Source organism: Mycobacterium sp. IDUB_37 (genome assembly GCF_055419245.1).
The window spans coordinates 325,420-348,581 of sequence record NZ_JBVAXG010000003.1; the positions used below are offsets into that span (position 1 = coordinate 325,420).

Genomic DNA, 23,162 nt, shown 5'->3' on the forward strand with positions numbered 1-23,162 from the left:
GACCGGACCGGCAGGTTAGAACTGCAGCGCCTTGAAGCGCCAGTTCAACACCTGCCGGTCCGGCTCGTCTGCGGGGTCGCTGACCGCGTAGACGATCGAGCGCAACCCCAGCACTCCCCCATTGGCCACCGGCTCCGCCGATTCGACGTGCAGTTCGCTGTAGAGGGTGTCCCCCTCGCGCACCGGGCCGATGTGGTCGCAGGACTCCCAGCCCATCACCGTCGCCAGGTTCGGCAGCAGCCGGTTCGCCTGCGCGAACGCCAGACCGATCGTGTGTCCCCCATAGACCAGGCGCTGCCCGCCTACCCGCGCATCGTGGTGGGTGGCAGCGATGTTCAACGTCAGCCGGGCCAATTCGGGCCCGCTACTGACCACATCGGCAGTGCTGTGCAGCACCGATCCAACAATCCCAGCATCGAAGTGCGGACCAGGCACCCTGTTCCGGAAGGCGTCGCCATCCCACGCGGCAGTTGGTTCCACCGCCGGCGGCGCCGCGTCCGTACCGATGACGGACAGGTCGTCCGCCCCAGCATCCCGAGGGAGCCAGTCCGGGCTGGCCGGCAGCATCGCGCACCGGTAGAAATCCAGCACCAACTGATCGGCCTGATCGATGGTGGTCATGCGCAGGGCAGCCAGGCCGGTCGGCGGGCGGCCGGGCTTGGCGGCGTTCGGACGCAGCCCGACCACTTCGGTGCGGGTATAGAGGGTGTCACCGATTACCGGGAACCGATGAAAGGTGAGCCCGCGGTAGAACAGGTTCGCCTTGACCCGCTGGGTCGCCAAGGTCGACTGGCCGATCGCCACGTCGCACACCAAGCCCGGATGCGCCAGGGCGGCCGGCGCACCGGTCACCGCGGCGCTCAGATCAGCGTCCAACGCCAGTCGCAGCCGATCACCCACGATCGCCTGATGCGCGGCGGCGAGGCCCGCGGACAGAGTGGCCGAAGGCGCCCAGTCGAATACCTGGCCCACCGAAAGGTCGTCGAAGTACGGTCCGCCTTCGCGAATAGCCGCATACCCGTTAGTCACAAATCCTCATGCTGGCAGTGTGGGAAACCGAGGGTCAATCCGGAGGTCCGCAGTGAACAGTGAACTCGACGAAGACGAACAGATGCTGGTGGCCACCGTGCGGGCGTTCATCGACCGTGACGTCAAGCCGACCGTGCGCGAAGTCGAGCACGCCAACACCTACCCCGAGGCGTGGATCGAGCAGATGAAGCGGATCGGCATCTACGGCCTGGCTATCGATGAGCAATACGGCGGCTCGCCGGTCTCGATGCCGTGTTATGTGCAGGTCACTCAAGAACTGGCCCGGGGCTGGATGAGTCTGGCCGGCGCAATGGGCGGGCACACCGTCGTCGCAAAGTTGTTGAGCCTGTTCGGCACCGAGGAACAGAAGCGCAAGTACCTGCCCCCGATGGCGACCGGCGAGTTGCGGGCGACCATGGCGCTCACCGAACCCGGCGGCGGTTCCGATCTGCAGAATTTGACCACCACCGCACTGCCCGACGACTCAAACATGTTGCGAGTCAACGGCTCGAAGACCTGGATCAGCAACGCTCGCCGGTCCGGATTGATCGCGTTGTTGGTCAAGACCGACCCGAAGATCAAGCCCCGGCATAAGGGCATCTCGGTGCTGCTCGTCGAGCACGGGCCAGGTTTGACGGTGTCACGAGACCTGCCCAAGTTGGGGTACAAAGGCGTCGAGTCGTGTGAACTGTCCTTCGATGACTACCGGGTTCCGGCTTCGGCGGTGCTGGGCGGCATTATGGGAGAAGGCTTTTCGCAAATGATGAAGGGCCTCGAGACGGGCCGCATCCAGGTGGCGGCACGGGCGTTGGGAGTGGCCACCGCGGCATTGGAAGACGCACTCGCCTATGCCCAGCAGCGTGAGAGTTTCGGCAAGCCGATCTGGAAGCACCAGGCGGTCGGCAACTACTTGGCCGACATGGCAACAAAACTCACCGCTGCTCGCCAGCTGACCCGTTATGCCGCGCAGCGTTACGACAGCGGCGAGCGCTGCGATATGGAGGCCGGCATGGCCAAACTGTTCGCCTCCGAGGTCGCGATGGAGATCGCCTTGAACGCGGTGCGGATCCATGGGGGCTACGGCTACTCGACCGAGTACGACGTCGAACGCTATTTCCGCGACGCCCCCTTGATGATCGTCGGCGAGGGCACGAACGAGATCCAGCGCAACGTGATTGCCGCGCAATTGGTGTCGCGCGGCGGTATCTGAAGCGCTTGGGTGCGCTAATATTTGCTGACTTGAGCCCAGTAGCGGCTATTCAGGGGAAGGCAGCTGCCATGAGTTATCCGTCAGACCCCTACGGCGGTTCCCCAGGCTGGCAGGGCCAGCAACCAGGCCAGCAACCAGGATACGGCGGCTTCCCCGGTGGTTACGGCGGCCAGCCGCAGCCGGACAACTACCTGGTATGGGCGATTCTCAGCACCGTGATGTGCTGCCTTCCGGCCGGGATCGTCTCGATCGTCTACTCCACCAAGGTCTCTAGTCTGTGGGCGCAGGGCCGCTACGGCGAGGCGCAGGCCGCCTCGGCCAGCGCCAAGAAGTGGGCGATTATCAGCGCCATCGTCGGCGTTGTGGTGGCGGTGATCTCTGTGATCATCTACGTCGCGTTGATCGTCACTGCAGTCTCGATCGACAGCAACATCCACTCGACGTACACCACGTACTCCGGCTACTGATCGCCGATCGCGTCCACCAAACCCCACGCCAACGCCGTTCCGGCGTCGATGGTTCGGCCGGACAACACCAGATATGCGGTGCGCCAACGACCGATGCGCCGCGTGACGCTGACGGTGCCACCGGCGCCCGGTATCAGCCCCAGACTCAATTCGGGTAGGCCGAACACCGAATCCTGCTTTGCCTCAACCCATCCGCAGAACGCGGCCATCTCCAATCCGCTGCCAAGCACCTGTCCGTGCACCTCGGCGCGACAACCGCGCCCCAGCCGGGCAGTGAGTTGGTCGAGCACCAGGGCCGGACTGAACCGCGTCCGGGCCAGATGAGCACTGGCCGGGTCGGCGAAGGTGCCGAACTCGGCGAGATCTCCACCGCTGCAGAACGACGGGCCGTTGCCGCCCAACACGATTCCGGCCACCGACAAGTCCAGCTGTGCAACGGCGAGCGCCTCGAGCAACGCCGCACGCGTGTCCGTGGAGAATGCGTTGTGTCGTTGCGGCCGGTTGAAGCTGATCCGCAGCGTGTCCTCATCGCGTTGCGCCTGAACCGGATCGGCGAGCATAGGCAGCTGCGAGGGCCCGCGTTCGGAGAGCCAACGCGCAAACTCCGGTCCGGCCTGCAACGTCGAATAGGCCAGCGATTCGGTAATTACGCCAGGCAGTGCGGGGCCGGCAGGATTGACGCCGCGCAACACGTCGTCGCAAACTGCGCTGGCGTGCGGCCAGTGCTCACAACGCCGACTCAACTCGGCCAGGGTCGCCGGCACCGAGTCCACCGTGACCACCCGCCGATCGGCACATGCCTGCTCGGTCAGGGTGAAAGTCGCACACTCGAGCCAGGATTCATCCGATAACGGGCCATGCGCCACGATCACACCCGGGGGCACCGCCGCCGCCTCGGCCGGCGGGTTGGACAGGTCGATCACCCGGATCATGGATCAGCCCGAGTACTTCTCGATCAACCCGTTCTTGTAGAGCTTGCCGGTGTCGGTGCGCGGCAGCTGCGCTTCGAACGCGATCGACCGCGGACACTTGAAGTGCGACAACCGGTCTCGCAGCCAGCCGAGCAACTCCTCACCGAAGGCAGTGGTGCCGTCGGCCTGCTCGACGGTCTGCACGACCGCCATCACCCGCTGGCCCATTTCGTCGTCGGGAACGCCGAACACGGCGGCGTCCATCACCTTTGGATGCGTGACCAGGAGGTTCTCGGCTTCCTGCGGGTAGATGTTGACCCCGCCGGAGATGATCATGTGGTGCCGACGGTCGGTGAGGTACAGGTAGCCCTCGTCGTCGAGATAGCCGATGTCGCCGACGGTCATCCACCCGTTCCGATCCCGGGACGCAGCGGTTTTCGACGGATCATTGAGGTATTCGAATGAATAGCCGCCCTCGAAGTAGATCTCGCCGGCCTCATTCGGCGGTTGCTCGCTGCCGTCCTCGCCGAGGATGTGCACGACGCCCGTCATCGGTTTGCCCACCGAACCCGGATGCGCCAGCCAGTCTTCGGCGGTGATCAACGTCGAACCGATCGCCTCCGAGGATGCGTAGTACTCGTCGACGATAGGGCCCCACCAGTCGATCATCTGCTGCTTGATCTGCACCGGGCACGGCGCGGCAGCGTGCATCACCCGTTTCAGGCTGGACAGGTCGTACGAATCACGAACGGCTTCAGGAAGTTTCAGCATCCGGATGAACATCGCCGGGACGAACTGCCCGTGTGTGACCCCGTAGCGCGCGATGGCATTCAGTGCCTCCTCGGGATCGAACTTCTCCATCACCACCGTGGTGAGACCGGCGCCCTGCACCGTCATCGACCACACTGACGGTGCGGTGTGATAGAGCGGCGCCGGACTCAGATAGACCGTGTCGGCGTCCATCCAGAACCCGACCAGTGCCGACATCATGCCCGGCGCGTCTTCGGGTGGGACGTGCGGCAACTCGCGCTTGATGCCCTTTGGCCGGCCGGTGGTGCCCGACGAGTACTGCAGCAGGTCACCCTCGATTTCGTCGGCTATCGGGGTATCCGGTTGATCCGCAACGCATTCGGGGTAGCGCTGCCAGCCCGCCAGGTCGCCGTCCACCAACAACAACAGCTTCGGTAGCCCACCGGGAAGATGCTCGGCCAGCCCGGCACAGACGTCACGCAACGCGGCCGACCCGATTATGGCCTTGGCATTGCTGTTTTCGACGATGTAGGCGGCCTCGGCCGCGGTCAGATGGGTGTTGATCGGCACGTAGTAGAGCCCGCTGCGCCGAGCCGCCCACATGACCGCGTGAATGTGCTCGTTGTTCTCCATCAGGATGGCGACGGCATCGCCCTCGCGCAGCCCCGCCTGCCGGAACGCGTGCGCCAGCCGATTGGCCCGGGCCTCGAGTTCGTCGAAGGTGACGACCGTGCCCGACGGGTGCAGGATGACGGCGGGTCGGTCGGGGTGAGTCTGCGCATGCGAGCGAATCTGCATGGCTGAACTTTACGACGCGCATATTTGACGCACGTCAAGGCCTTGGTTCCGGCGCGGGTCAGCCCGCGGTCGGCACGAATGGTGCGCGCAGCGCGGGCAACAGGTGACGCCGGTTCACGATAAGGCCGACGACTGCTACGGCTGCATAAACACCGCACAGCACGAACCGGATCTCGGTCGAGGTGACCGGCAGTTGCACCAGGAACAGCGCCAACAGCGCCCATGCCGCGTTGCGGTGGAAGCGCAGCGCCAACACGAGCGCCACCCCCATCAGCGTCTGGGTGGCGGTCAGCAGCATCTCCTCGACCTGCCTGCCGTCGAGCACGAGCCCGGATCCGCCACCGCCGGCGAGGTGAGCGATCGGCAGCGATCCGACCAACAACGTCCATTGGTTGACCTTCGACGAGATCAGCGTCGCGATAGCCGCGGTGCCCTTCCCTCTGCTGGCGAAGATGATCGCGATGACGAACTCCGGGGCCTCCGACGCCAGCGGCGCCAGCCACTGCACCAACAGGAACCGGTCCACCCCGAGCTGGGAGCCCGCGCCGATCAGGCTTTCCGCGAACGGTTTTGCGGAGGCGAGTATGACGGCGGCGGCGAAGACGAACAGCGCAATCACGCCGGCACGACGGGCCCCGCGCGGTAGCGCGCCAAGCGCCGCGGCGGTGCCGACCAGGTGCGGCTCCTCGACGTCACCGCGGCTCAACTTATACAGGTAGAAGCCGAACCAGGCGAGCAGCGCGACGCCCAGGGTGATGTCGATCCGCCCGGTCGCCGGGATGATGAACGCGACGGCACCCGCGATCAGCAGGAACCCGAGCTCGACCCGGTTGCCCCGTTCCAACGTAAGAACGGCCGCTTTGCGCCCGTTCGCCTTGCGCGCCACCCAGAGGCCCAGGAGTACCACCAGCGGCCAGCCGAGGCCCATCAATAGCCGGTTGGACCCGGTCATATTCGCCGCGGCGTATTGCGTGTACTCGGCGTTGGACCCGGAGGTGTAGGCGTAGTAGAGGTCGACGGCGTATTCAGGCAGTACCACGATGAGCGCGAGCGCCGCGATGGCGAGGCCGCCGGACACGTCCACCTGCGCCGCCTCGGCCGCCCAGGCGAGCAGGAAACTCGCGGCGACGACAGCAGCGCCGTAAATGAGTAATGCGAGTACCGGAGCCGGGCGCAGGTCCGCGCAGCGCACGACGATTGCCGGCGCGATGAACAGCAATGTGGTGAACAGCGAGCGCAGCAGTGTGTCGGCGGGTGCGCGAGTCGGACGGCGATCGGCGAGCAGGGTCATTTCCTGCAACTCCTTCGGGATCAGCGACCCGGGTCCCGTCGGCGCACGGCGAGACTTCGGACCGACTTTTGTGTGTCGGCCGAAGGTCTCGCTCGCCGGACTTGGCGTCCGGTGGATGACCGGGCGGGGTTAACCGCCAGCATGTCGACCATCCGCAGTCACCGCCCGAAAGCGGCTACCTGGAACTACTCCCCTTCGCTGACCACGACTGTAGCCCGTGTTCACGCCGGTAGCAACTTAGTGTTGCTACGATTTTTAGAGTGTTATAGCCCTGTCTCAGCTGCTCAAGGGCTGATATCTTTTTTTTCGTAGATCCGAAGTATTTGATGTGGCAAACCTCAGCGGCCAGGCGCCAGACAGACCTGCCCAGCAGACGCAAAAGCTCCCGACACGCCGTGCGTGCGGGAGCTTTTGCGTCTTCTCGCGCTATTAGTCAGCGACGCGCAAGCGCTCCTTGAGAGCGTCGAACTCGTCCTTGACACCGGTCGGCAGCTTCTCACCGACGAACTCCAGCCACTCCTCGATCAGCGGCAGTTCCGCGCGCCACTCTTCGGTGTTGACGGCCAGTGCGTCGGTCACGTCGGCAGCCTCGGCGTCCAGGCCCTCCAGGTCCAGGTCCGCGGCGGTCGGAACCACGCCGATCGGGGTGTCCTGGCCACCGGCGTTGTGCTCGATGCGGTCGACGATCCACTTCAGCACCCGGCTGTTCTCGCCGAATCCCGGCCACAGGAAACGGCCGTCGTCGCCGCGGCGGAACCAGTTGACGAAGAACACCTTCGGCAGCTTGGACTCGTCGGCCTGCTTGCCCAGGTTGATCCAGTGGCCCAGGTAGTCGCCGACGTTGTAGCCCAGGAACGGCAGCATCGCCATCGGGTCGCGGCGCACCGCGCCGACCGTGCCCTCGGCCGCGGCGGTCTGCTCGCTGCCCAGGGTGGCTCCGATGAACACACCGTGCCGCCAGTCGCGCGCCTCGGTGACCAGCGGAACGGTCGTCTTGCGGCGACCGCCGAACAGGATGCCCGAGATCGGCACGCCCTGCGGGTCATCCCACTCGGGAGCCAGGATCGGGCACTGCGACATCGGCGTGCAGTAGCGGGAGTTGGGGTGAGCGGCCTTGCCCTCGGACTCGGGGGTCCACTCGTTGCCCTTCCAGTCGTTGAGGTGCTGGGGGTCGCCTTCCAGGCCCTCCCACCACACGTCGCCGTCGTCGGTCAGCGCCACGTTGGTGAAGACGGTGTTGCCGGCCTCGATGGTCCGCATCGCGTTGGGGTTGGAGTTCCAGTTGGTGCCCGGGGCCACCCCGAAGAAGCCGAACTCGGGATTGACGGCGTACAGGCGCCCGTCCTTGCCGAACCGCATCCAGGCGATGTCGTCGCCGAGGGTCTCGGCACGCCAGCCCGGAATGGTCGGCTGCAGCATCGCCAGGTTGGTCTTGCCGCAGGCCGACGGGAAGGCGGCCGCGAAGTAGTAGGCCTTGTTCTCCGGCGAGATCAGCTTAAGGATCAGCATGTGCTCGGCCAGCCAGCCCTCGTCGTGGGCCATCGCCGACGCGATACGCAGGGAGTAGCACTTCTTGCCCAACAGCGCGTTGCCGCCGTAACCCGAGCCGTAGCTCCAGATCTCGCGGGTCTCCGGGAAGTGGGTGATGTACTTGGTGTCGTTGCACGGCCACGGCACGTCAGCCTGGCCCTCGTCCAGCGGGGCGCCGACCGAGTGCAGCGCCTTCACGAAGAATCCGCCGGCGTCGATCTTCTCCAGCGCGGCCTTGCCCATCCGGGTCATGGTCCGCATGGAGACGACGACGTACTCGGAGTCGGTGATCTCCACGCCGAGCTTGGGGTCGTCGGCACCGAGGGGTCCCATGCAGAACGGCACCACGTACATGGTGCGACCGCGCATCGACCCGCGGTACAGGTCCTTCATCAGGTCCCGCATCTCGCTGGGGTCTTTCCAGTTGTTGGTCGGCCCGGCGTCGACCTCACGCTCGGAACAGATGAAGGTCCGTGATTCCACCCGGGCGACGTCGGAAGGGTCGGACAGCGCCAGGTAGGAGTTCTTGTGCTTGTCCGGGTTCAGCCGCTGGAAGGTCCCGGCCGCGACCAACTGGTCGGACAGGCGCTGGAACTCTTCGTCGGAGCCGTCGGTGAACACCACCCGGTCGGGCTGAGTTAGCTCGGCAACCTCTTCCACCCAGGACAGCAGCCCCTGATGGTTGGTGGGTGCGGTGTCCAGGCCGGGGATGGTCGCTGAGGTCATCGAACTCTCCTGAATTTTGCTGTTCGGTAATCGTCTGTTGGTCGGCTGGTTCGTGTGGTGGCTTGCACGTCTCAGACACTTAACGCTTTCTTATACAGATTAACGTGCATCACTTGTCGCGGAAGTCCCAGGCGGGTATAAGACTGCTCACAAGACCGATTCAGAAAGGTCTGCTTCCTTTACTTTCGGCACTTCCCGCCAGACAATCCGGTTTTCCGGCGCCTACACGACGGGTCACGAAGAAGGTTTGCGCCCGTCGTCCGACCGTGCCGAGGGCTTGGCCCGCACAATCCCCCGGTCGGTTCTGTATATACCCGGTTCCCCGAGTTCCGCTCGAACCGCATCCAGCGCGGCCTGGATGGCCGGCATCTGCCGGTCTCGCATTGACGCGGCGCGAGCGGCAGCGAGAGCGTGTTCGCGTAGTTCGGCGTCAATCACGTTGACCTGGTCGGTCACCCGGACGTTCTCGGCCTCATCGCGCGCCGTCGCCTCGGTACTCAGCAGCGATTCGGCGACCAGCACCCTGCTGGCCACGATCTGCTCAACCACGGATCGCAGCCAAGACGTCACGTCACCCACCCACCGATCCAGCACGGCACGGTCGCCGATCAAGCCGCGGCTGTTGACCACCCACGCGGTCATCGCCAATGCGAGCAGCACGCACGCCACGATCCCGGCTCCGACGATCGGCGGCGCCAAGCCCGCGTCCAACCGCGCGATCAGACCGGCCACCAGCCGGCTCAATGTCAACGCAACGCCCAGCCCGAAGACAGCGCCGAACACCATCGTCAGCCGATTCTCCAGTCGCCGGGATTTCAGTTGCGGAGATGGGACACCGATCGCCGGCAGCGCTTCGCGGGGCGGCAGGGCCAACTCCACCCCAGTAGCCCGCGCGACTTCGGTGAGGTGATCGTCCACGCCCTCGGCGACCTCGGCGACCACCGCACCGAGCCGACCTCGCACGTGTTCTTCGAATCCAGCGATGCGTCGGCGCGACAATCCGGCGAGCTCCTCCTGCAGTTCGGTGTGTACCGACGAACAGCGGTTACGCGCGAAGTAGGTCAGCTGAACCCGGGCCTGCTGCACCTGACCGCGCAGCGTGATGGTGCGTTCGGACCGCAATTGCCGTCGCTGCCGCAGCGCAGTGCTGCGCTGCTCGCGCAGCGCCTCGACCCGTGCCCCGCGCCCGCTTCCCGTCGCATCCCGATCGACCCGTTGCGCCGCCTTCCGCAGCCGCGATTCCCACGCCCGCAGCCTGTTGCGGCGCACGATATCGGAGTCGGCGAGCAGTCTCTGGATCGTTGTCAACAATTCCTCGACCTGCGGGTCGCCGACATCCGGTGCGGCAGCCGCGCCGATCCAAGGCACCTGACCGTAGGTCCGCGAGTGCTCGGCCAGTCGGCGCCGATTCGCGGTCAGCACCTCACGCCAGGGCAGGTGCACGTCGATTTTGGTCACCACGCCCACCACCAGGTCGGTGTTTTCGGCGGCAGCGTCCAGCAGCTGGCAATCCGATTCGGTCAGTTCCGCCGCCGCCGACACAACGAACACCACCGCGATCGGAGCTTCACCCGCCGCCAATTCCGACGCCTCGACGAACCGATGTTCCGGAACCCGCTGTCGCAACACCGCGGCCACGCTGCTGACGCCGGCCAGCCACGGACCGGCGACCAACACGGCATCGCGGCGGTCGATGACCGGCGGACTCACATTCGGCCCGATGGCCGCGACCAGGGCGTCCACCCGGGCCGCCGGGTCGTCGCGGGGTGTCTCGTCGCGCGGTGTCATACCGGCTCCCGATACCCACGGACGGGCGCGCCCGATCGCGACCACAGCCGCAGCGACCCTCTGACGATGTCGGCTCCGCACGCACGGTGCAGGTCGCTCACGGGTGTGCGACAAAGGCGCTGCCAATGCACCGCACGCGACAAGGGTGCAGCCGGCCCGGGTTCCAGGCCGCAGGCCTGCATTGTGTCCAGTGCGGCGAACATCCGGGCGACCACGGTGTCGTCACGAGCGAGGAACTCCCCCGTCGCCGAATCGGAGACAGTTAATGCCTCGAGTTCGGCGACGGCTTCGCCTACCCGGCGGTAGCGGACCCCGGCACCAGCGGCGACCAGGCCTTGAATCACCGCGTCGACGCCACTGACCTTGCGCAACAGCGCCCACACCTGCGCCGCACCGGCCCCCCGCCGCAGCGCCTCGACCGCCAGCGCCACCCCGAACAGGTCGAGGGTTGCGAGCAACCGCCGCCGCGCCGGCACCGATACCGGGAGCTGCGCCGTCAAAAACCCGTCGAATGACTGGTCCAGGTAATAGGTGGTGCCGGGATGGTCGCCCAACGCCTGAAGGGCGGCCCAACTTTCCGCGTCCAGACCGTCGAGCCCTGCGACGGCAAGCAACCCGCTCATCGGCAGTACTGGTGCGCCGAGCAGCGCGGCGAACTCAGCACAGCGGTCGCTCGCGGCGATCGGGCCGGCGCCGCGCAATCCGGTCAGGTCTGCCTTGTTCAGCACTGTCATCGCGCCCGCTGCCGCTCGATCCTCGGGCTTGACGACCTCCGCTATGACATATATCTCTACGTCCGCTTTTGTCTCCGGGTCCGCCCGCTCCGCTGCGGAGATACCCGACCGGCGTCCGGCGATGTTCAAGGCGCGCGTGACCGTGCTGCGGCCCACCCCCCGACGTCCCCGGACCAGCACCCGCAGCGGCGCCGCCGTTCGATCCGCTATCGCCCTAACCCGCTGGTCAGCGGCCCCCTGGGCGAATCGCGTCAGTTCGTCAGCGAAAATCTGATTGCCCTCATTTTTCCGATCGAGGCCTACTAATCCGTACACCGAAACAGTCCCTCCACCGAATGGTGACATCTGGGTGGCCGGCACGCGAGCCACTCGCTACCAGCAAAAGGCAACTGTTGGGTATCAATCTGGACCACAGGCGGCTACACCCGGGGTTCATGGGCCACGATGGACGGATGCATGCGCAGCCCGGGGTGGGGTTAAGTCCCGACACGCCGGTTGAGGCCCGGGAGGTTGAGGCCGCAGAGGGGGAAACGGACAGCGCCTGGGGCTACCTTCCGCCTACCAGTTTCCGGTCGCGACGCGCATCCTTGTCGAACGCTCAACGCGACACATGGGAGCGGCTGTGGCCGCAGCTCGGCCGACAAGCGATACCCGAGGACACCAGCGCTGGTACCGGACCGCTGGACACCAGAGCCTGGTTCGGCCGGAGCGCACCTCTAGTACTGGAGATCGGCTGCGGCAGCGGTACGTCGACGCTGGCGATGGCGCAGGCCGAACCCGAAATCGACGTGATCGCGGTGGAGGTCTACCGCCGCGGCCTGGCGCAGTTGCTGTGTGGCATCGACAGCGAGCAGGTGAGCAACGTCCGACTGATCCGCGGAAGCGGCATTGACGTACTCAAAGACCTGATCGCCCCGAATTCGCTGACCGGCGTTCGGATCTTCTTCCCCGACCCGTGGCCGAAGGCGCGGCACCACAAACGACGGCTGATACAGGCGGGCACGGTTTCCCTGATCGCTGACCGGCTACTCCCTGGTGGTGTCCTGCATGCCGCGACCGATCATCCCGGCTATGCCGAGCACATTGCCGAGGTCGGCGATGCGGAGTCTCGACTCGTCCGTGCTGATCCCGGTTCCGAATCACTGCCGATCTCAGTCATTCGCCCCAATACCAAGTACGAGACGAAGGCCCAAGAAGCGGGCAGCGCCGTCAGTGAGTTCGTATGGAAGCGGGGTTGACGTGGCGTTGACCCGAAAGCAGATGAGCGCATGAGCCTTACTGAAGAAGTGACGAACCAAGCGTCACTCGCCACCCTCGCCAAACCGGTACGACGTGTCCTGCTGGTTTGGGATGCGCCGAACCTCGACATGGGACTGGGTTCGATCCTGGGACGCCGGCCGACGGCCCTGGAGCGGCCCCGTTTCGACGCCCTCGGGCGCTGGCTGCTGGCGCGAACCGCCGAAGTCTCGGCCAGGATCTCGAGCGAGGACGGGGCCGACGACGTCCGAATCGAACCCGAGGCCACCGTCTTCACCAACATCGCGCCCGGTAGCGCCGAAGTCGTGCGGCCCTGGGTGGATGCGCTGCGGAACGTCGGTTTCGCTGTCTTCGCCAAACCGAAGATCGACGAGGACAGTGACGTCGACCGCGACATGCTCGAGCACATCGATCGGCGCTACCGCGACGGCCTGGCCGCCCTGATGGTGGCCTCCGCCGACGGTCAGGCTTTCCGTCTACCGCTAGAAGAAGTAGCCCGTGGCGGAACCCCTGTTCAAGTGCTTGGATTTCGTGAACATGCCAGTTGGGCGCTAGCGTCGGTTACCTTGGAGTTCGTCGACCTGGAGGACATTGCAGGTGTTTTCCGGGAGCCACTGCCACGAATCGGCCTCGATTCGCTACCCGAGCAGGGGGCTTGGCTGCAGCCATTCCGGCCGCTGTCCTCGCTGTTGACCTCGCGTGTGTGACAGGGTTCGCGTGTGTACCAGCGATAATTACCGGACAACTGAAGAGTTTGTGAAGCGCTACCAACGCGGTGCAGCGCAGTGCATGGATCTCTAGAGATCCAGTAAGGAGCTTACGTGTTCGCCTGGTGGGGTCGAACTGTGTACCGATTGCGGTACATCGTGATCGGGGTCACGGTGGCTCTTTGCTTGGGCAGCGGCATCTTCGGGCTGAGCCTGGGCAAGCACGTCACGCAGAGTGGTTTTTACGACGACGGCAGTCAATCGGTCAAGGCATCGATCCTCGGCGACCAGGTCTACGGCCGCGACCGAACTGGCCACGTCGTCGCGATATTCCACGCGCCGAACGGCAAGACCGTCACGGATCCGGCGTGGTCGAAGAAGATCACCGACGAGCTCAACCAATTCGTCGCCGACCACCCCAAGCAGGTCGTCGGCTGGGCCGGATACCTGCGCGCCCCCGACAGCACCAGTTCGGTCATCAAAGGCATGGCGACCGATGACAAGCACTACACCTTTGTCTCCATCCCACTCAAGGGCGATAACGACGACGCCATCCTGACCAATTACAAGGACGTCGAACCCGCGATGCAGAAGCTGGACGGCGGTACCGTCCAGCTCGCCGGCCTGCAACCGATCGCCAGCGCACTGACCGGCACCATCGCCACCGACCAGCGTCGCATGGAGGTGCTGGCGCTGCCGCTGGTCGCGGTGGTTCTGTTCCTGGTGTTCGGCGGTGCGGTCGCCGCCTGCCTACCGGTGATGGTCGGCGGTCTGAGCATCGCCGGCTCGCTGGGCATTCTGCGGTTGATTTCGATGTTCGGGCCGGTGCACTTCTTCGCCCAGCCAGTCGTCTCGCTGATCGGTCTCGGTATCGCGGTGGACTACGGGCTGTTCGTGGTGAGCCGATTCCGCGAGGAGATCGCCGAGGGCTACGACACCGAGGCGGCCGTGCGCCGTACCGTAATGACGGCCGGTCGGACAGTCGTGTTCTCAGCGGTGCTGATCGCCGCTTCGGGCGCCAGCCTGCTGTTGCTGCCGCAAGGTTTCGTCAAGTCGCTGACCTATGCCCTGATCACCGCTGTCACGCTGGCCGCGATCCTGTCCATCACGTTGCTGCCGGCCTGCCTGGGCGTGCTGGGCAAGAACGTGGACGCGCTCGGTGTTCGGACCGCGTTCCGGGTGCCGTTCCTGCGGAACTGGAAGGTGTCGCGGGCCTACCTGAATTGGCTGGCCGAGCGCCTACAGAAGACCAAGACACGCGAAGAGGTCGAAGCCGGCTTCTGGGGCAAGCTGACCAACTTCGTGATGAAGCGTCCGCTGGCCTTCGCCATCCCGATCGTCATCGGCATGATCCTGCTGATCATCCCACTTGGCAACATGTCGCTCGGCGGCATGAGCGAGAAGTATCTGCCGCCGAACAATGCGGCACGTCAGTCTCAGGAACACTTCGACAAGCTGTTCCCTGGCTACCGGACCAACCCGTTGACGCTGGTGATCGAGTCGACCAACCACCAACCCGTCACCGACCAGCAGGTTGCCGACGTCCGCGCCAAGGCGATGGCGATAACCGGGTTCATCGAGCAGGACAATGACCCGGCGAACATGTGGCAGGAACGCCCACAGGCACCGGGCGGATCGAAGGACCCGTCGGTACGGGTGCTGCAGAACGGCCTGAGCAACGCGACTGACTCGGCGAAGAAACTCGAAGAGTTGCGCGCAATCACACCGCCCAAGGGCCTTGAGATTCTCGTCGGCGGTACGCCCGCGCTGGAACAGGACTCGATTCACAGTTTGGTGGACAAGGCACCGCTGATGGTGCTCGTGCTGATCAGCACCACCATGATCCTGATGTTCCTGGCCTTCGGCTCGGTGGTGCTGCCGATCAAGGCGGCGGTGATGAGCGTGCTGACGATCGGCGCCACGATGGGCATCCTGACCTGGATATTCATCGATGGACATGGCGCTGGGCTGCTGAATTTCACGCCCACCTCGTTGATGGTGGTGATCATCGCCCTGGTGGTCGCGGTCGGCTACGGTCTGGCCACCGACTATGAGGTATTCCTGGTCTCCCGCATGGTCGAAGCGCGCGAAAACGGCATGTCCACGCAGGAATCGATCCGGATCGGTACCGCAACCACCGGCCGCCTGATCACCGCGGCCGCGCTGGTCCTCGCCGTCGTCGCCGGTTCGTTCGTGTTCTCAGATCTGGTGATGATGAAGTACCTGGCCTTCGGCCTGATGGCGGCGCTACTGCTGGACGCGACCGTGGTCCGGATGTTCCTGGTGCCGTCGGTGATGAAGCTGCTTGGTGACGACTGCTGGTGGGCGCCGCGCTGGATGCGACGCCTGCAGAACCGGATCGGCCTGGGCGAGATTCAGTTGCCCGACGAGCGGAGGCGGCCGGCCACCAAGGTGCGACCGCCCGTCACGGCGGGCCTGGTTGCCGCGACTCCGCGTCCCCCGCACGACCCGACGCACCCGGCCGCCCTGACCCGCGCGACCCGCCCGGAACTCGGGCCCGCCCCGATCAGCCCCTCCCTCAGCAAGCCGCAGATCCCGGTGCGGCCGGTTCAGCCTGCGGGCCCGCCACAGAACCAGCCGCAGGAGGCGCCAACGGCACGCCTGTCGGCTCCACAGGGCGGGCCTGCTCGCACTAACGGGCCCGTGACCGGTGGACCGTCCGCAGCGACGACGCGTCCGCCGCGGCCGGTACCGAAGCCCAAGGGAGCCAACCCGCCGGCGCCACCACCTGCGCCGTCGGCCGATCAGACCAACAAGATGCAGATTCCGGGCAACCGCTCGGACGCAGCAGGTGACCCGGCCGACAAGACCGCTGCCATCCCGGCCCAACGGCCCGAAGGCAACGACTCGGAGACGGCCACCGAGAAGCTCAATGCGCGCAGCATTCAGGGCGAGAGCACGGTCGACACCGGACGTCGGCGCCGGAGCGGTGGCGGCGGACTGAGCGCTCAGGACCTGCTGCGTCGCGAGGGCCGCCGGATCTAGTCCGGGTTCAACCGTCCGGCACCCCGCGAGCGCGCTGTCTGCACAGCGACCCCGCCGTCCCGGCCGTGCACTAGCGGTCTTTCGCGGCCTCGTCGTCGTCGTCGGGCCCGTCCGGCTTGTCCGGTCTCGCGGCGACGAAGGCCCCCGCGTCCTCGCTCTGCTCTCTGGCCTCGACCTCCGGATCGTCGGCCAGCAGCACCTGTAGCGCGTTGTTCAGGAACGCCACCGTCGGGATGGACAGCAAGGCGCCGACGATCCCGCCCAGCACTCCGCCAGCGGCGATAGCCAGCACCACGGCCAGCGGGTGGATCGAGACTGCGCGGCCCATCACCAGCGGCTGCAGTACATGCGCCTCGATTTGATTCACCACGATGAGCAAACCGAGGGTGAGCGCTGCGTAGACAATGCCTTTGGCCAACAGCGCCACCACCACCGCCAACAGCCCCGACACCAGGGCACCGATCAATGGAATGAAGGCACCGAGAAAGACGATGGAGGCCAGTGGCAGCGCGAGTGGTACGCCCATGACCGCCAGTCCGGCGCCGACGCCGGCCGCATCGGTCAGGGCGACCAGGAAGGTGGCCCGGATGTATCCGGTCAACGCTCCATACCCCGCGAGGCCGGCCTCATGGACCCGGTCACGGACGTGGCCTGGAACCAATTTCTGGACGTACTGCCAGATGTTGCGGCCGCCGTACAGGAAGAAAATCAGCGTGAACAGCACCAACACCGCCGAGGTGAGCAGTTCGGTGATGGTGGCCGCGGTGGACAGTGCACCGCTGGTCAACTTGGCCTGATTGTTGCGCAGCGCCTCAATGGCGGAGTTACCCGCGTTGTCGATCTGCTCGCGGCGTAAGTGAATCGGCCCTTCGATCAACCATCGGCGGCTCGAGTCGATGCTGTGCTCGACCTGGGTGACCAGATCGGGCAGGCCGACGATGAACTGGCTGATGACGAACGCCAGGATGCCGCCCAGGATCGCAAAGCCCCCCAGCAGAACCAGTGTCACCGCCGCTCCACGTGGTAGACCCCGCCTGTCCAGCCAGTCCACCAGGGGGACCAGCAAAGCGCTGAGCATCAACGCCAGCAGCACTGGCACGACAATGATCTCCAGCTTTGCGACCACCCACAGCAGCGCGGTGGCGGCGGCCACGATGACCAGCAATCGCCACGACCACGCGGCGGTCTTGCGAACCAGGGGGCTTACCGAATCGTCGTCGAGAGTTGCCGACATTCGGCAAGCGTAACCGGGCCAAGGTCGTTGAAGGCGGCTGCAGCCCGCAAACACGGTCGGCACGATCCGGTTACGACCCTGGAACGACCCCGACACGTCGGCGACGTGCGTCAATGCATGCGCTGTCGGCACAGCTACCCTAATGCGATGTCGCCCGACGCCGCCGCCCGCAAGCTCGTGGGGGCGCGGCTGGGTCCCGGAAGAGAGGGCCGCAGAGAGGGGCGTGCAAAAGCCGCCCCGCGCGGCAAGTACTGGTGGCTGCGCTGGGTGGGTCTGGCCATCGTGCTGATCGTGCTGTGCGTCGAGGTCGCGCTGGTGCGCGATCAGCTGGCCAAGGCGTGGACGAGCCTGTACCAGGCCAAGTGGTGGTGGCTTGTCGCAGCGATGGCGGCCGCGGCAGCGTCGATGCACAGCTTCGCCCAGATTCAGCGCACGCTGTTGTCGTCTGCCGGCGTACACGTCAAGCAACTGCGGTCCGAAGCGGCCTTCTACGCCGCGAACTCGCTGAGTACCACCCTTCCGGGCGGCCCAGTGATCTCGGCGACGTTCCTGCTGCGTCAGCAGCGCATCTGGGGCGCGTCCACAGTGGTGGCCTCCTGGCAGCTGGTGATGTCGGGCGCGCTGCAAGCGGTGGGTCTGGCGGTGCTGGGGCTGGGCGGAGCGTTCTTACTGGGCGCCAAGAACAACCCGTTCTCGCTGCTGTTCACATTGGGCGGCTTCGTCGCGCTGCTGCTACTGGCGCAGGCGGTTGCGTCCCGGCCGGAGTTGATCGAAGGGATCGGCGGCAGGGTTCTGGCCTGGGTCAACTCAATCCGCGGCAAACCTGCGGAAACCGGGTTGGACAAGTGGCGCGAGATACTCATGCAGCTCGAGTCGGTAAGTCTGAGCCGGCGCGATCTCGGGGTGGCGTTCAGCTGGTCGCTGCTCAACTGGGTCGCCGATGTCGCGTGCCTGGCATTTGCCGCTTACGCCGCCGGTGACCACGCATCGATCGCCGGCTTGACGGTCGCTTACGCGGCGGCCCGCGCGGTCGGGACGATTCCGCTGATGCCGGGCGGCCTGCTGGTCGTGGAGGCGGTGTTGGTGCCGGGCCTGGTTTCCAGCGGCATGGCCCTGCCGAATGCGATCTCGGCCATGCTGATCTACCGGCTGATCAGCTGGCTCTTCATCGCCGCGATCGGCTGGGTGGTGTTCTTCTTCATGTTCCGCGCCGAAAAGGCTGCCGACAGCGATTCCGACGACCCGCCCACCGATCCCGAGATCCCGGTGCCGGACCTGCTCGCGTTCGCCGACCCCGCCGACCCGGTCCTGCAGGGCCCGCTGCCACCGGCTGAGGGCAATCCGACGTAGGTCGGTCTTAGCCGGTCTTGGGCACCGGCTGAGGCGCCGGCTGTGGTCCCGGCTGAGGTGCCGGCACGGACCCCGGCTGCCCCAGCAACGGCCCGTTCGCCGCCGGCGGGCTCGCGGGTGCACCAGCGGCAGGGAGACCGCCAGTCGGCAAGCTTGGCAAGCCGCCCGCACCCTGAGCAGCCTGCACCAAGCTCAGCGCCTGCGGCAGCGAGATCGGCAGCTTGCACTGCGTCCCCAGCTTGTTCAGCGGGGTGGCCAGACCTTGCATATCGCTGGCCACCTTGGGGTTGGCCTCGAAATAGGTCTTGATCGACCCAAGCGACTGCGGGCCGGCCTGCTGCTGCAGCGCGCTGGTCATCACCTGGTTGGTCTCCGGGTGCGAGTCCAGGTAGTCCCCGGTCGACTTGGCGACCGAACCAACCGTCCTGGCCACCTCGCTCGCCGCGCACGGATCGGTCGACCCCGTCGCCGCGGGTGCGGCGAGAAAGGCGCTTGCGGCACACGGCACGGCAGCCGCAATCACCGCTGCGAAAAGCCCGCGGCGCACATTCGTAGTGCTTGGCTGCATGGGTTTACTCCTTACGATCCGCCGCGGCACCCCCTGAGCGCGACACTGAATCATTTTGCCATCGCCGACAGCGGAGCCGCCAACCCGCAGAGACCGGGGTACTTCATCACGACTTCACAACGATCCCGTAGATTCCCCGCAAAACCGGTGTTATCGCAGCTCAGCAACCGATAAGCAGATCTGACGACCGGGCGCTCCGGTAGGCTCGCGGGCACGCGCTGCGTAAGAAATACGGGGAGTTAGAAATCCAGCAGTTCATGATGCGGCTAAGCCGTAACCTGCGCAGATTCCGCTGGTTCGTCTTCACGAGCTGGTTGCTCGCATTGGTACCGGCGGTATATCTGGCCATCACGCAGTCGGGGAACCTCACCGGCGGCGGGTTCGAGGTCGCCGGTTCGCAGTCCCTGGCCGTCCACGACGAGCTCGTCGCTCAGTACCCCGACCTGGGCGCCTCGCCGTTGGCGCTGGTGGCGGCGCCTCGCGCGGACGCCACCTATCAGGACATCAATGACGCCGTCGCGGAACTCAAACGGATCGCCACCGAGTTGCCCGGCGTCAGCGAAGCACCCAACCCCACCCAACGGCCGCCCCAGCCTGACCGCCCGTACGTGGTGTCGCTGCAACTGGACGCCCGTAACCCCAGCACCGGTGACGTCGCCAAAAAGCTGCGTCAACGAATAGGCGTCCAGGACGACCGGTCCGGACAGACCGCCAACGGCCACGTGCGGCTCTACGTCATCGGGCAGGGCGCGCTGTCGGCGGCCGCGGCGGCCAACACCAAGCACGACATCGCCAAAGCCGAAGAGTGGAACCTGCCGATCATCCTGATCGTGCTGCTCGCGGTGTTCGGGTCGCTGGCCGCGGCGGCGATCCCGCTGGCCCTCGGTGTCTGCACCGTGGTGGTCACCATGGGACTGGTCTATGCGCTGTCCATGCATACGCCCATGTCGGTATTCGTGACCTCGACGGTGTCCATGTTCGGCATCGCGCTGGCCGTCGACTATTCGCTGTTCATCCTGATGCGGTTCCGCGAGGAGTTGCGAACCGGCCGCCAACCACAGGAGGCTGTAGACGCCGCGATGGCCACCTCCGGGCTCGCGGTGGTGCTGTCCGGCATGACCGTCATCGCCTCGCTCACCGGTATCTACCTGATAAATACCCCGGCACTGAGATCGATGGCCACCGGTGCGATTCTCGCGGTCGCGGTCGCGATGTTGACATCGGCGACCTTGACGCCGGCACTGCTGGCTAGCTTCTCCCGGGCGGCCGCCAAGCGATCGGCACTGTTGCACTGGTCACGCCGCCCGGAGAGCACGGTGTCCCGGTTCTGGACCCGGTGGGTCACCTGGGTGATGCGCCGGCCCTGGATTTCAGCGCTGGCGGCCTCGGCAGTGCTGCTACTGATGGCGGCGCCGGCGCTGTCGATGGTGATGGGCAACAGCCTGCTGCGCCAGTTCGATTCCTCGCACGAGATCCGCGCCGGCGTGGCCGCGGCGTCCCAGGCGCTCGGCCCGGGCGCCATGGGCCCGGTTCAGATACTTGTCACGTTCCCCGACTGGCCGCAGGGCCAAGACGCCGTTTCGGCCCACGCGCAAACCCTCTCGGCACTGCGCCAACAGCTCATGGGAGCGCCCGACGTCGCCTCGGTGGCGCCGCCGAAGTTCGCCGACGACAACAAGAGCGCCCTGCTCAGCGCGGTACTGACGGTCGACCCCGAGGACCTTCGCGCACGGCACACCATCGACTGGATGCGCAGCCAGTTGCCCAGGACGGCCGGCGACGCACAAGTGGCTGTCGGCGGATCGACCGCGCTGATCAAAGACTTCGACGACCGTGTGTCGCAAACCCAGCCACTGGTGCTGGGCTTCGTCGCCCTGATCGCATTCGCGATGCTGTTGCTCTCGGTGCATTCCGTCCTGCTGGCGCTCAAAGGCGTCCTGATGACATTGCTGTCAGTGGCGGCCGCTTACGGCAGCCTGGTGATGGTCTTCCAGTGGGGTTGGGGCGAGAAACTCGGCTTTCCGCACCTGGACTCGATTGACAGCACCGTCCCCCCGCTGGTCCTGGCGATGACTTTCGGGTTGTCCATGGATTACGAGATCTTCCTGCTCACCCGCATCCGGGAGCGCTTCCTGCAGACCGGGCACACCCGCGATGCGGTCGCCTACGGTGTGAGCACCAGCGCGCGCACGATCACCAGCGCCGCGCTGATCATGATCGCGGTGTTCTGCGGATTCGCGTTCGCGGGGATGCCGCTGGTCGCCGAGATCGGGGTGGCGTGCGCCGTCGCGATCGCGGTCGACGCGACCATCGTGCGCCTGGTGCTGGTCCCGGCGCTGATGGCGATGTTCTCCAAATGGAACTGGTGGCTGCCCGGTTGGATGGCCCGGATGCTGCCGTCCGTCGACTTCGACCGGCCGCTGCCCGACGTCGATCTCGGTGGCGTCGTGGTCATCCCCGAGGACATCGTCGCGGCGATCGCCCCCAGCGCGGATCTGCGCATGGTGATCAAATCGGCGGCCAAACTCAAACACCTTGCTCCGGATGCCATCTGCGTCGCAGACCCGCTTGCCTTCACCGGCTGCGGCCGCAAGGAGCCCGACCAGAATCCGCCTCCGGGAGCCGACAACGCTGAAGCGGTGACCGTCGCGTTCGGTCCTGCCGGTGCCAGCGGAGCGGTCGCCTCAATCGGCGTGGGTCAAGCCCTCTCGGCCAAGAAATCAAAGAAGGTCAGCGAGGCGTACCGCAACAGCATCGCCCGCGCCATGTCATGGACGGACCGCCCCGTTCATCCAGTGACGCTGTGGCGCGGCCGCCTTTCGGTCGCCCTCGACGCTCTAGAAAGCGGGGGCGCGAGTGGCGGCAGACAGCGGGGCAAGTACCAGCGCCGCAGCCCCGTGGAGACCACCAACGTCCAATTGCCCACCGGCGATCGCCTGCTGGTTCCGACCGGGGCCGAAACGCTGCGCCTCAAGGGCTTTCTGATCATGAGCCGTAACAGTCGCCGCGACTTTGCCGATTTTGCAGACATGGTTGACGTCATGGACGCGGAGACGGCGGCGGTGGTGCTTGCCGGAATGGACAGGTATTACTGTGGTCAATCTCACGGCTTGTCGTCAAAACCGCAGTGGATGGCCTCCCAATTGGTGCAACAACTGGCCGATCCCGACCCGTCCGACCTCGATGAGGATTGGCCCGAACCCGGTGCACAGGCAAACTGGGAGGAGGTCAGGCAGCGCTGCCTGTCCGTGGCCGTTGCAATGTTGGAGGAGGCGAGGTGACGTTGGCAGCCGACCAGCGAAAAGCCGCGCCCGCTCCGCAATCGGGCCGGACCGAGCAACAGCCCTCCGCAGTTCGGAAACCCGACCCTGACCAGCCCGTCGAATTCTGGTCCACCGCCGCCATCAACGCCGCGCTTCAGGGCGGCGACATCGCCACCTGGAAGCGCATCGCCGGCGCCCTGAAACGCGATCCTTTCGGCCGCACGGCCCGCCAGGTCGAAGAGATCCTGACCGGCAGCCGACCTGTTGGCATCGCCAAGGCGCTGTGGGAAGTGCTGGAACGTGCCCGCAACCACCTCGAGGCCAACGAGCGCGCCGAGGTCGCCCGGCACATCAAGTTGCTGATGGAGCGCTCTGGCCTGGCGCAACAGGAATTCGCCTCGCGCATCGGGGTGGCCGCGGAGGATCTGACCACTTACCTCGATGGCACGGTCAGCCCGTCAGCCTCCCTGATGATTCGGATGCGCCGGTTGTCTGACCGGTTCGTCCGGGTGAAGAACGAGCGCTCGGCCGGCACCAACTAGA

Annotated in this window: 17 protein-coding genes; 8 read left to right on the forward strand and 9 right to left on the reverse strand. The window is 65.9% G+C overall.

Features of this window, described 5'->3' with window-relative positions; genetic code table 11:
• Positions 1-15: 15 nt before the first annotated feature.
• Positions 16-1,029: a MaoC family dehydratase gene (locus ACZY1I_RS12180; RefSeq protein WP_463754652.1), complete on the reverse strand. Its 1,014-nt coding sequence runs from the start codon at positions 1,027-1,029 to the stop codon at positions 16-18.
• An 82-nt stretch (positions 1,030-1,111) separates the two neighbouring features.
• On the opposite strand from ACZY1I_RS12180, the gene ACZY1I_RS12185 reads away from it, so the two are divergent.
• Positions 1,112-2,239, forward strand: a complete 1,128-nt coding sequence (locus ACZY1I_RS12185; RefSeq protein ID WP_463755102.1) for an acyl-CoA dehydrogenase family protein — start codon at positions 1,112-1,114, stop codon at positions 2,237-2,239.
• Positions 2,240-2,307: 68 nt separating this feature from the next.
• The gene (locus ACZY1I_RS12190; protein ID WP_463754653.1) at positions 2,308-2,706 is read left to right on the forward strand and encodes a CD225/dispanin family protein; all 399 of its coding nucleotides are present in this window, start codon (positions 2,308-2,310) and stop codon (positions 2,704-2,706) included.
• On the opposite strand, the gene ACZY1I_RS12195 is transcribed toward ACZY1I_RS12190, so the two are convergent.
• The 6 genes from ACZY1I_RS12195 to ACZY1I_RS12220 form a co-directional block, all read right to left on the reverse strand.
• Positions 2,700-3,638, reverse strand: coding sequence for an enoyl-CoA hydratase/isomerase family protein (locus ACZY1I_RS12195; protein ID WP_463754654.1), 939 nt, complete (start codon positions 3,636-3,638; stop codon positions 2,700-2,702). The two genes, ACZY1I_RS12190 and ACZY1I_RS12195, sit on opposite strands and share 7 nt — an antisense overlap.
• 3 nt (positions 3,639-3,641) lie before the next feature.
• Positions 3,642-5,165 (reverse strand): fatty-acid--CoA ligase FadD4, encoded by a 1,524-nt coding sequence (fadD4, locus tag ACZY1I_RS12200; RefSeq protein ID WP_463754655.1) that lies wholly within the window; start codon positions 5,163-5,165, stop codon positions 3,642-3,644.
• Positions 5,166-5,223: 58 nt separating this feature from the next.
• Positions 5,224-6,456, reverse strand: coding sequence for a sodium:proton exchanger (locus tag ACZY1I_RS12205; RefSeq protein ID WP_463754656.1), 1,233 nt, complete (start codon positions 6,454-6,456; stop codon positions 5,224-5,226).
• Positions 6,457-6,885: 429 nt separating this feature from the next.
• A complete protein-coding gene (locus ACZY1I_RS12210; protein WP_463754657.1) occupies positions 6,886-8,712 on the reverse strand; it encodes a phosphoenolpyruvate carboxykinase (GTP) in 1,827 nt (608 codons plus the stop codon).
• 234 nt (positions 8,713-8,946) lie between these two features.
• Complete coding sequence (locus tag ACZY1I_RS12215) at positions 8,947-10,500, reverse strand: hypothetical protein (protein ID WP_463754658.1); 1,554 nt, start codon at positions 10,498-10,500, stop codon at positions 8,947-8,949.
• A complete protein-coding gene (locus ACZY1I_RS12220) occupies positions 10,497-11,579 on the reverse strand; it encodes a hypothetical protein (RefSeq protein WP_463755103.1) in 1,083 nt (360 codons plus the stop codon). Before ACZY1I_RS12220 ends, ACZY1I_RS12215 begins: the two co-directional genes overlap by 4 nt.
• 89 nt (positions 11,580-11,668) lie before the next feature.
• Between ACZY1I_RS12220 and trmB the strand changes: the two genes are divergently transcribed.
• The 3 genes from trmB to mmpL3 all read left to right on the forward strand — a co-directional run bounded on the left by trmB (position 11,669) and on the right by mmpL3 (position 16,204).
• The gene (gene trmB / locus ACZY1I_RS12225) at positions 11,669-12,472 is read left to right on the forward strand and encodes a tRNA (guanosine(46)-N7)-methyltransferase TrmB (RefSeq protein WP_463754659.1); all 804 of its coding nucleotides are present in this window, start codon (positions 11,669-11,671) and stop codon (positions 12,470-12,472) included.
• 30 nt (positions 12,473-12,502) lie between these two features.
• Complete coding sequence (locus ACZY1I_RS12230) at positions 12,503-13,198, forward strand: NYN domain-containing protein (protein WP_463754660.1); 696 nt, start codon at positions 12,503-12,505, stop codon at positions 13,196-13,198.
• A gap of 114 nt (positions 13,199-13,312) precedes the next feature.
• Positions 13,313-16,204 (forward strand): trehalose monomycolate exporter MmpL3, encoded by a 2,892-nt coding sequence (gene mmpL3 / locus ACZY1I_RS12235; RefSeq protein WP_463754661.1) that lies wholly within the window; start codon positions 13,313-13,315, stop codon positions 16,202-16,204.
• A 70-nt stretch (positions 16,205-16,274) separates the two neighbouring features.
• Here mmpL3 and ACZY1I_RS12240 read toward each other — a convergent pair whose 3' ends face one another.
• Positions 16,275-17,438: an AI-2E family transporter gene (locus ACZY1I_RS12240; RefSeq protein WP_463754662.1), complete on the reverse strand. Its 1,164-nt coding sequence runs from the start codon at positions 17,436-17,438 to the stop codon at positions 16,275-16,277.
• 147 nt (positions 17,439-17,585) lie between these two features.
• Here ACZY1I_RS12240 and ACZY1I_RS12245 point away from each other — a divergent pair, with 147 nt between their 5' ends.
• Entirely contained in the window at positions 17,586-18,788 is a 1,203-nt protein-coding gene (locus ACZY1I_RS12245) for a lysylphosphatidylglycerol synthase transmembrane domain-containing protein (protein WP_463754663.1), read from the forward strand.
• A 7-nt stretch (positions 18,789-18,795) separates the two neighbouring features.
• Here the strand turns inward: ACZY1I_RS12245 and ACZY1I_RS12250 are convergent, their stop codons facing one another.
• A complete protein-coding gene (locus ACZY1I_RS12250) occupies positions 18,796-19,356 on the reverse strand; it encodes a hemophore (RefSeq protein ID WP_463754664.1) in 561 nt (186 codons plus the stop codon).
• 257 nt (positions 19,357-19,613) lie between these two features.
• Here ACZY1I_RS12250 and ACZY1I_RS12255 point away from each other — a divergent pair, with 257 nt between their 5' ends.
• Both ACZY1I_RS12255 and ACZY1I_RS12260 read left to right on the forward strand, forming a co-directional pair.
• Entirely contained in the window at positions 19,614-22,637 is a 3,024-nt protein-coding gene (locus ACZY1I_RS12255; protein ID WP_463754665.1) for an MMPL family transporter, read from the forward strand.
• On the forward strand, positions 22,634-23,161 hold the full coding sequence (locus ACZY1I_RS12260; protein ID WP_463754666.1) for an XRE family transcriptional regulator: 528 nt from the start codon (positions 22,634-22,636) through the stop codon (positions 23,159-23,161). Before ACZY1I_RS12255 ends, ACZY1I_RS12260 begins: the two co-directional genes overlap by 4 nt.
• Position 23,162: the final 1 nt, after the last annotated feature.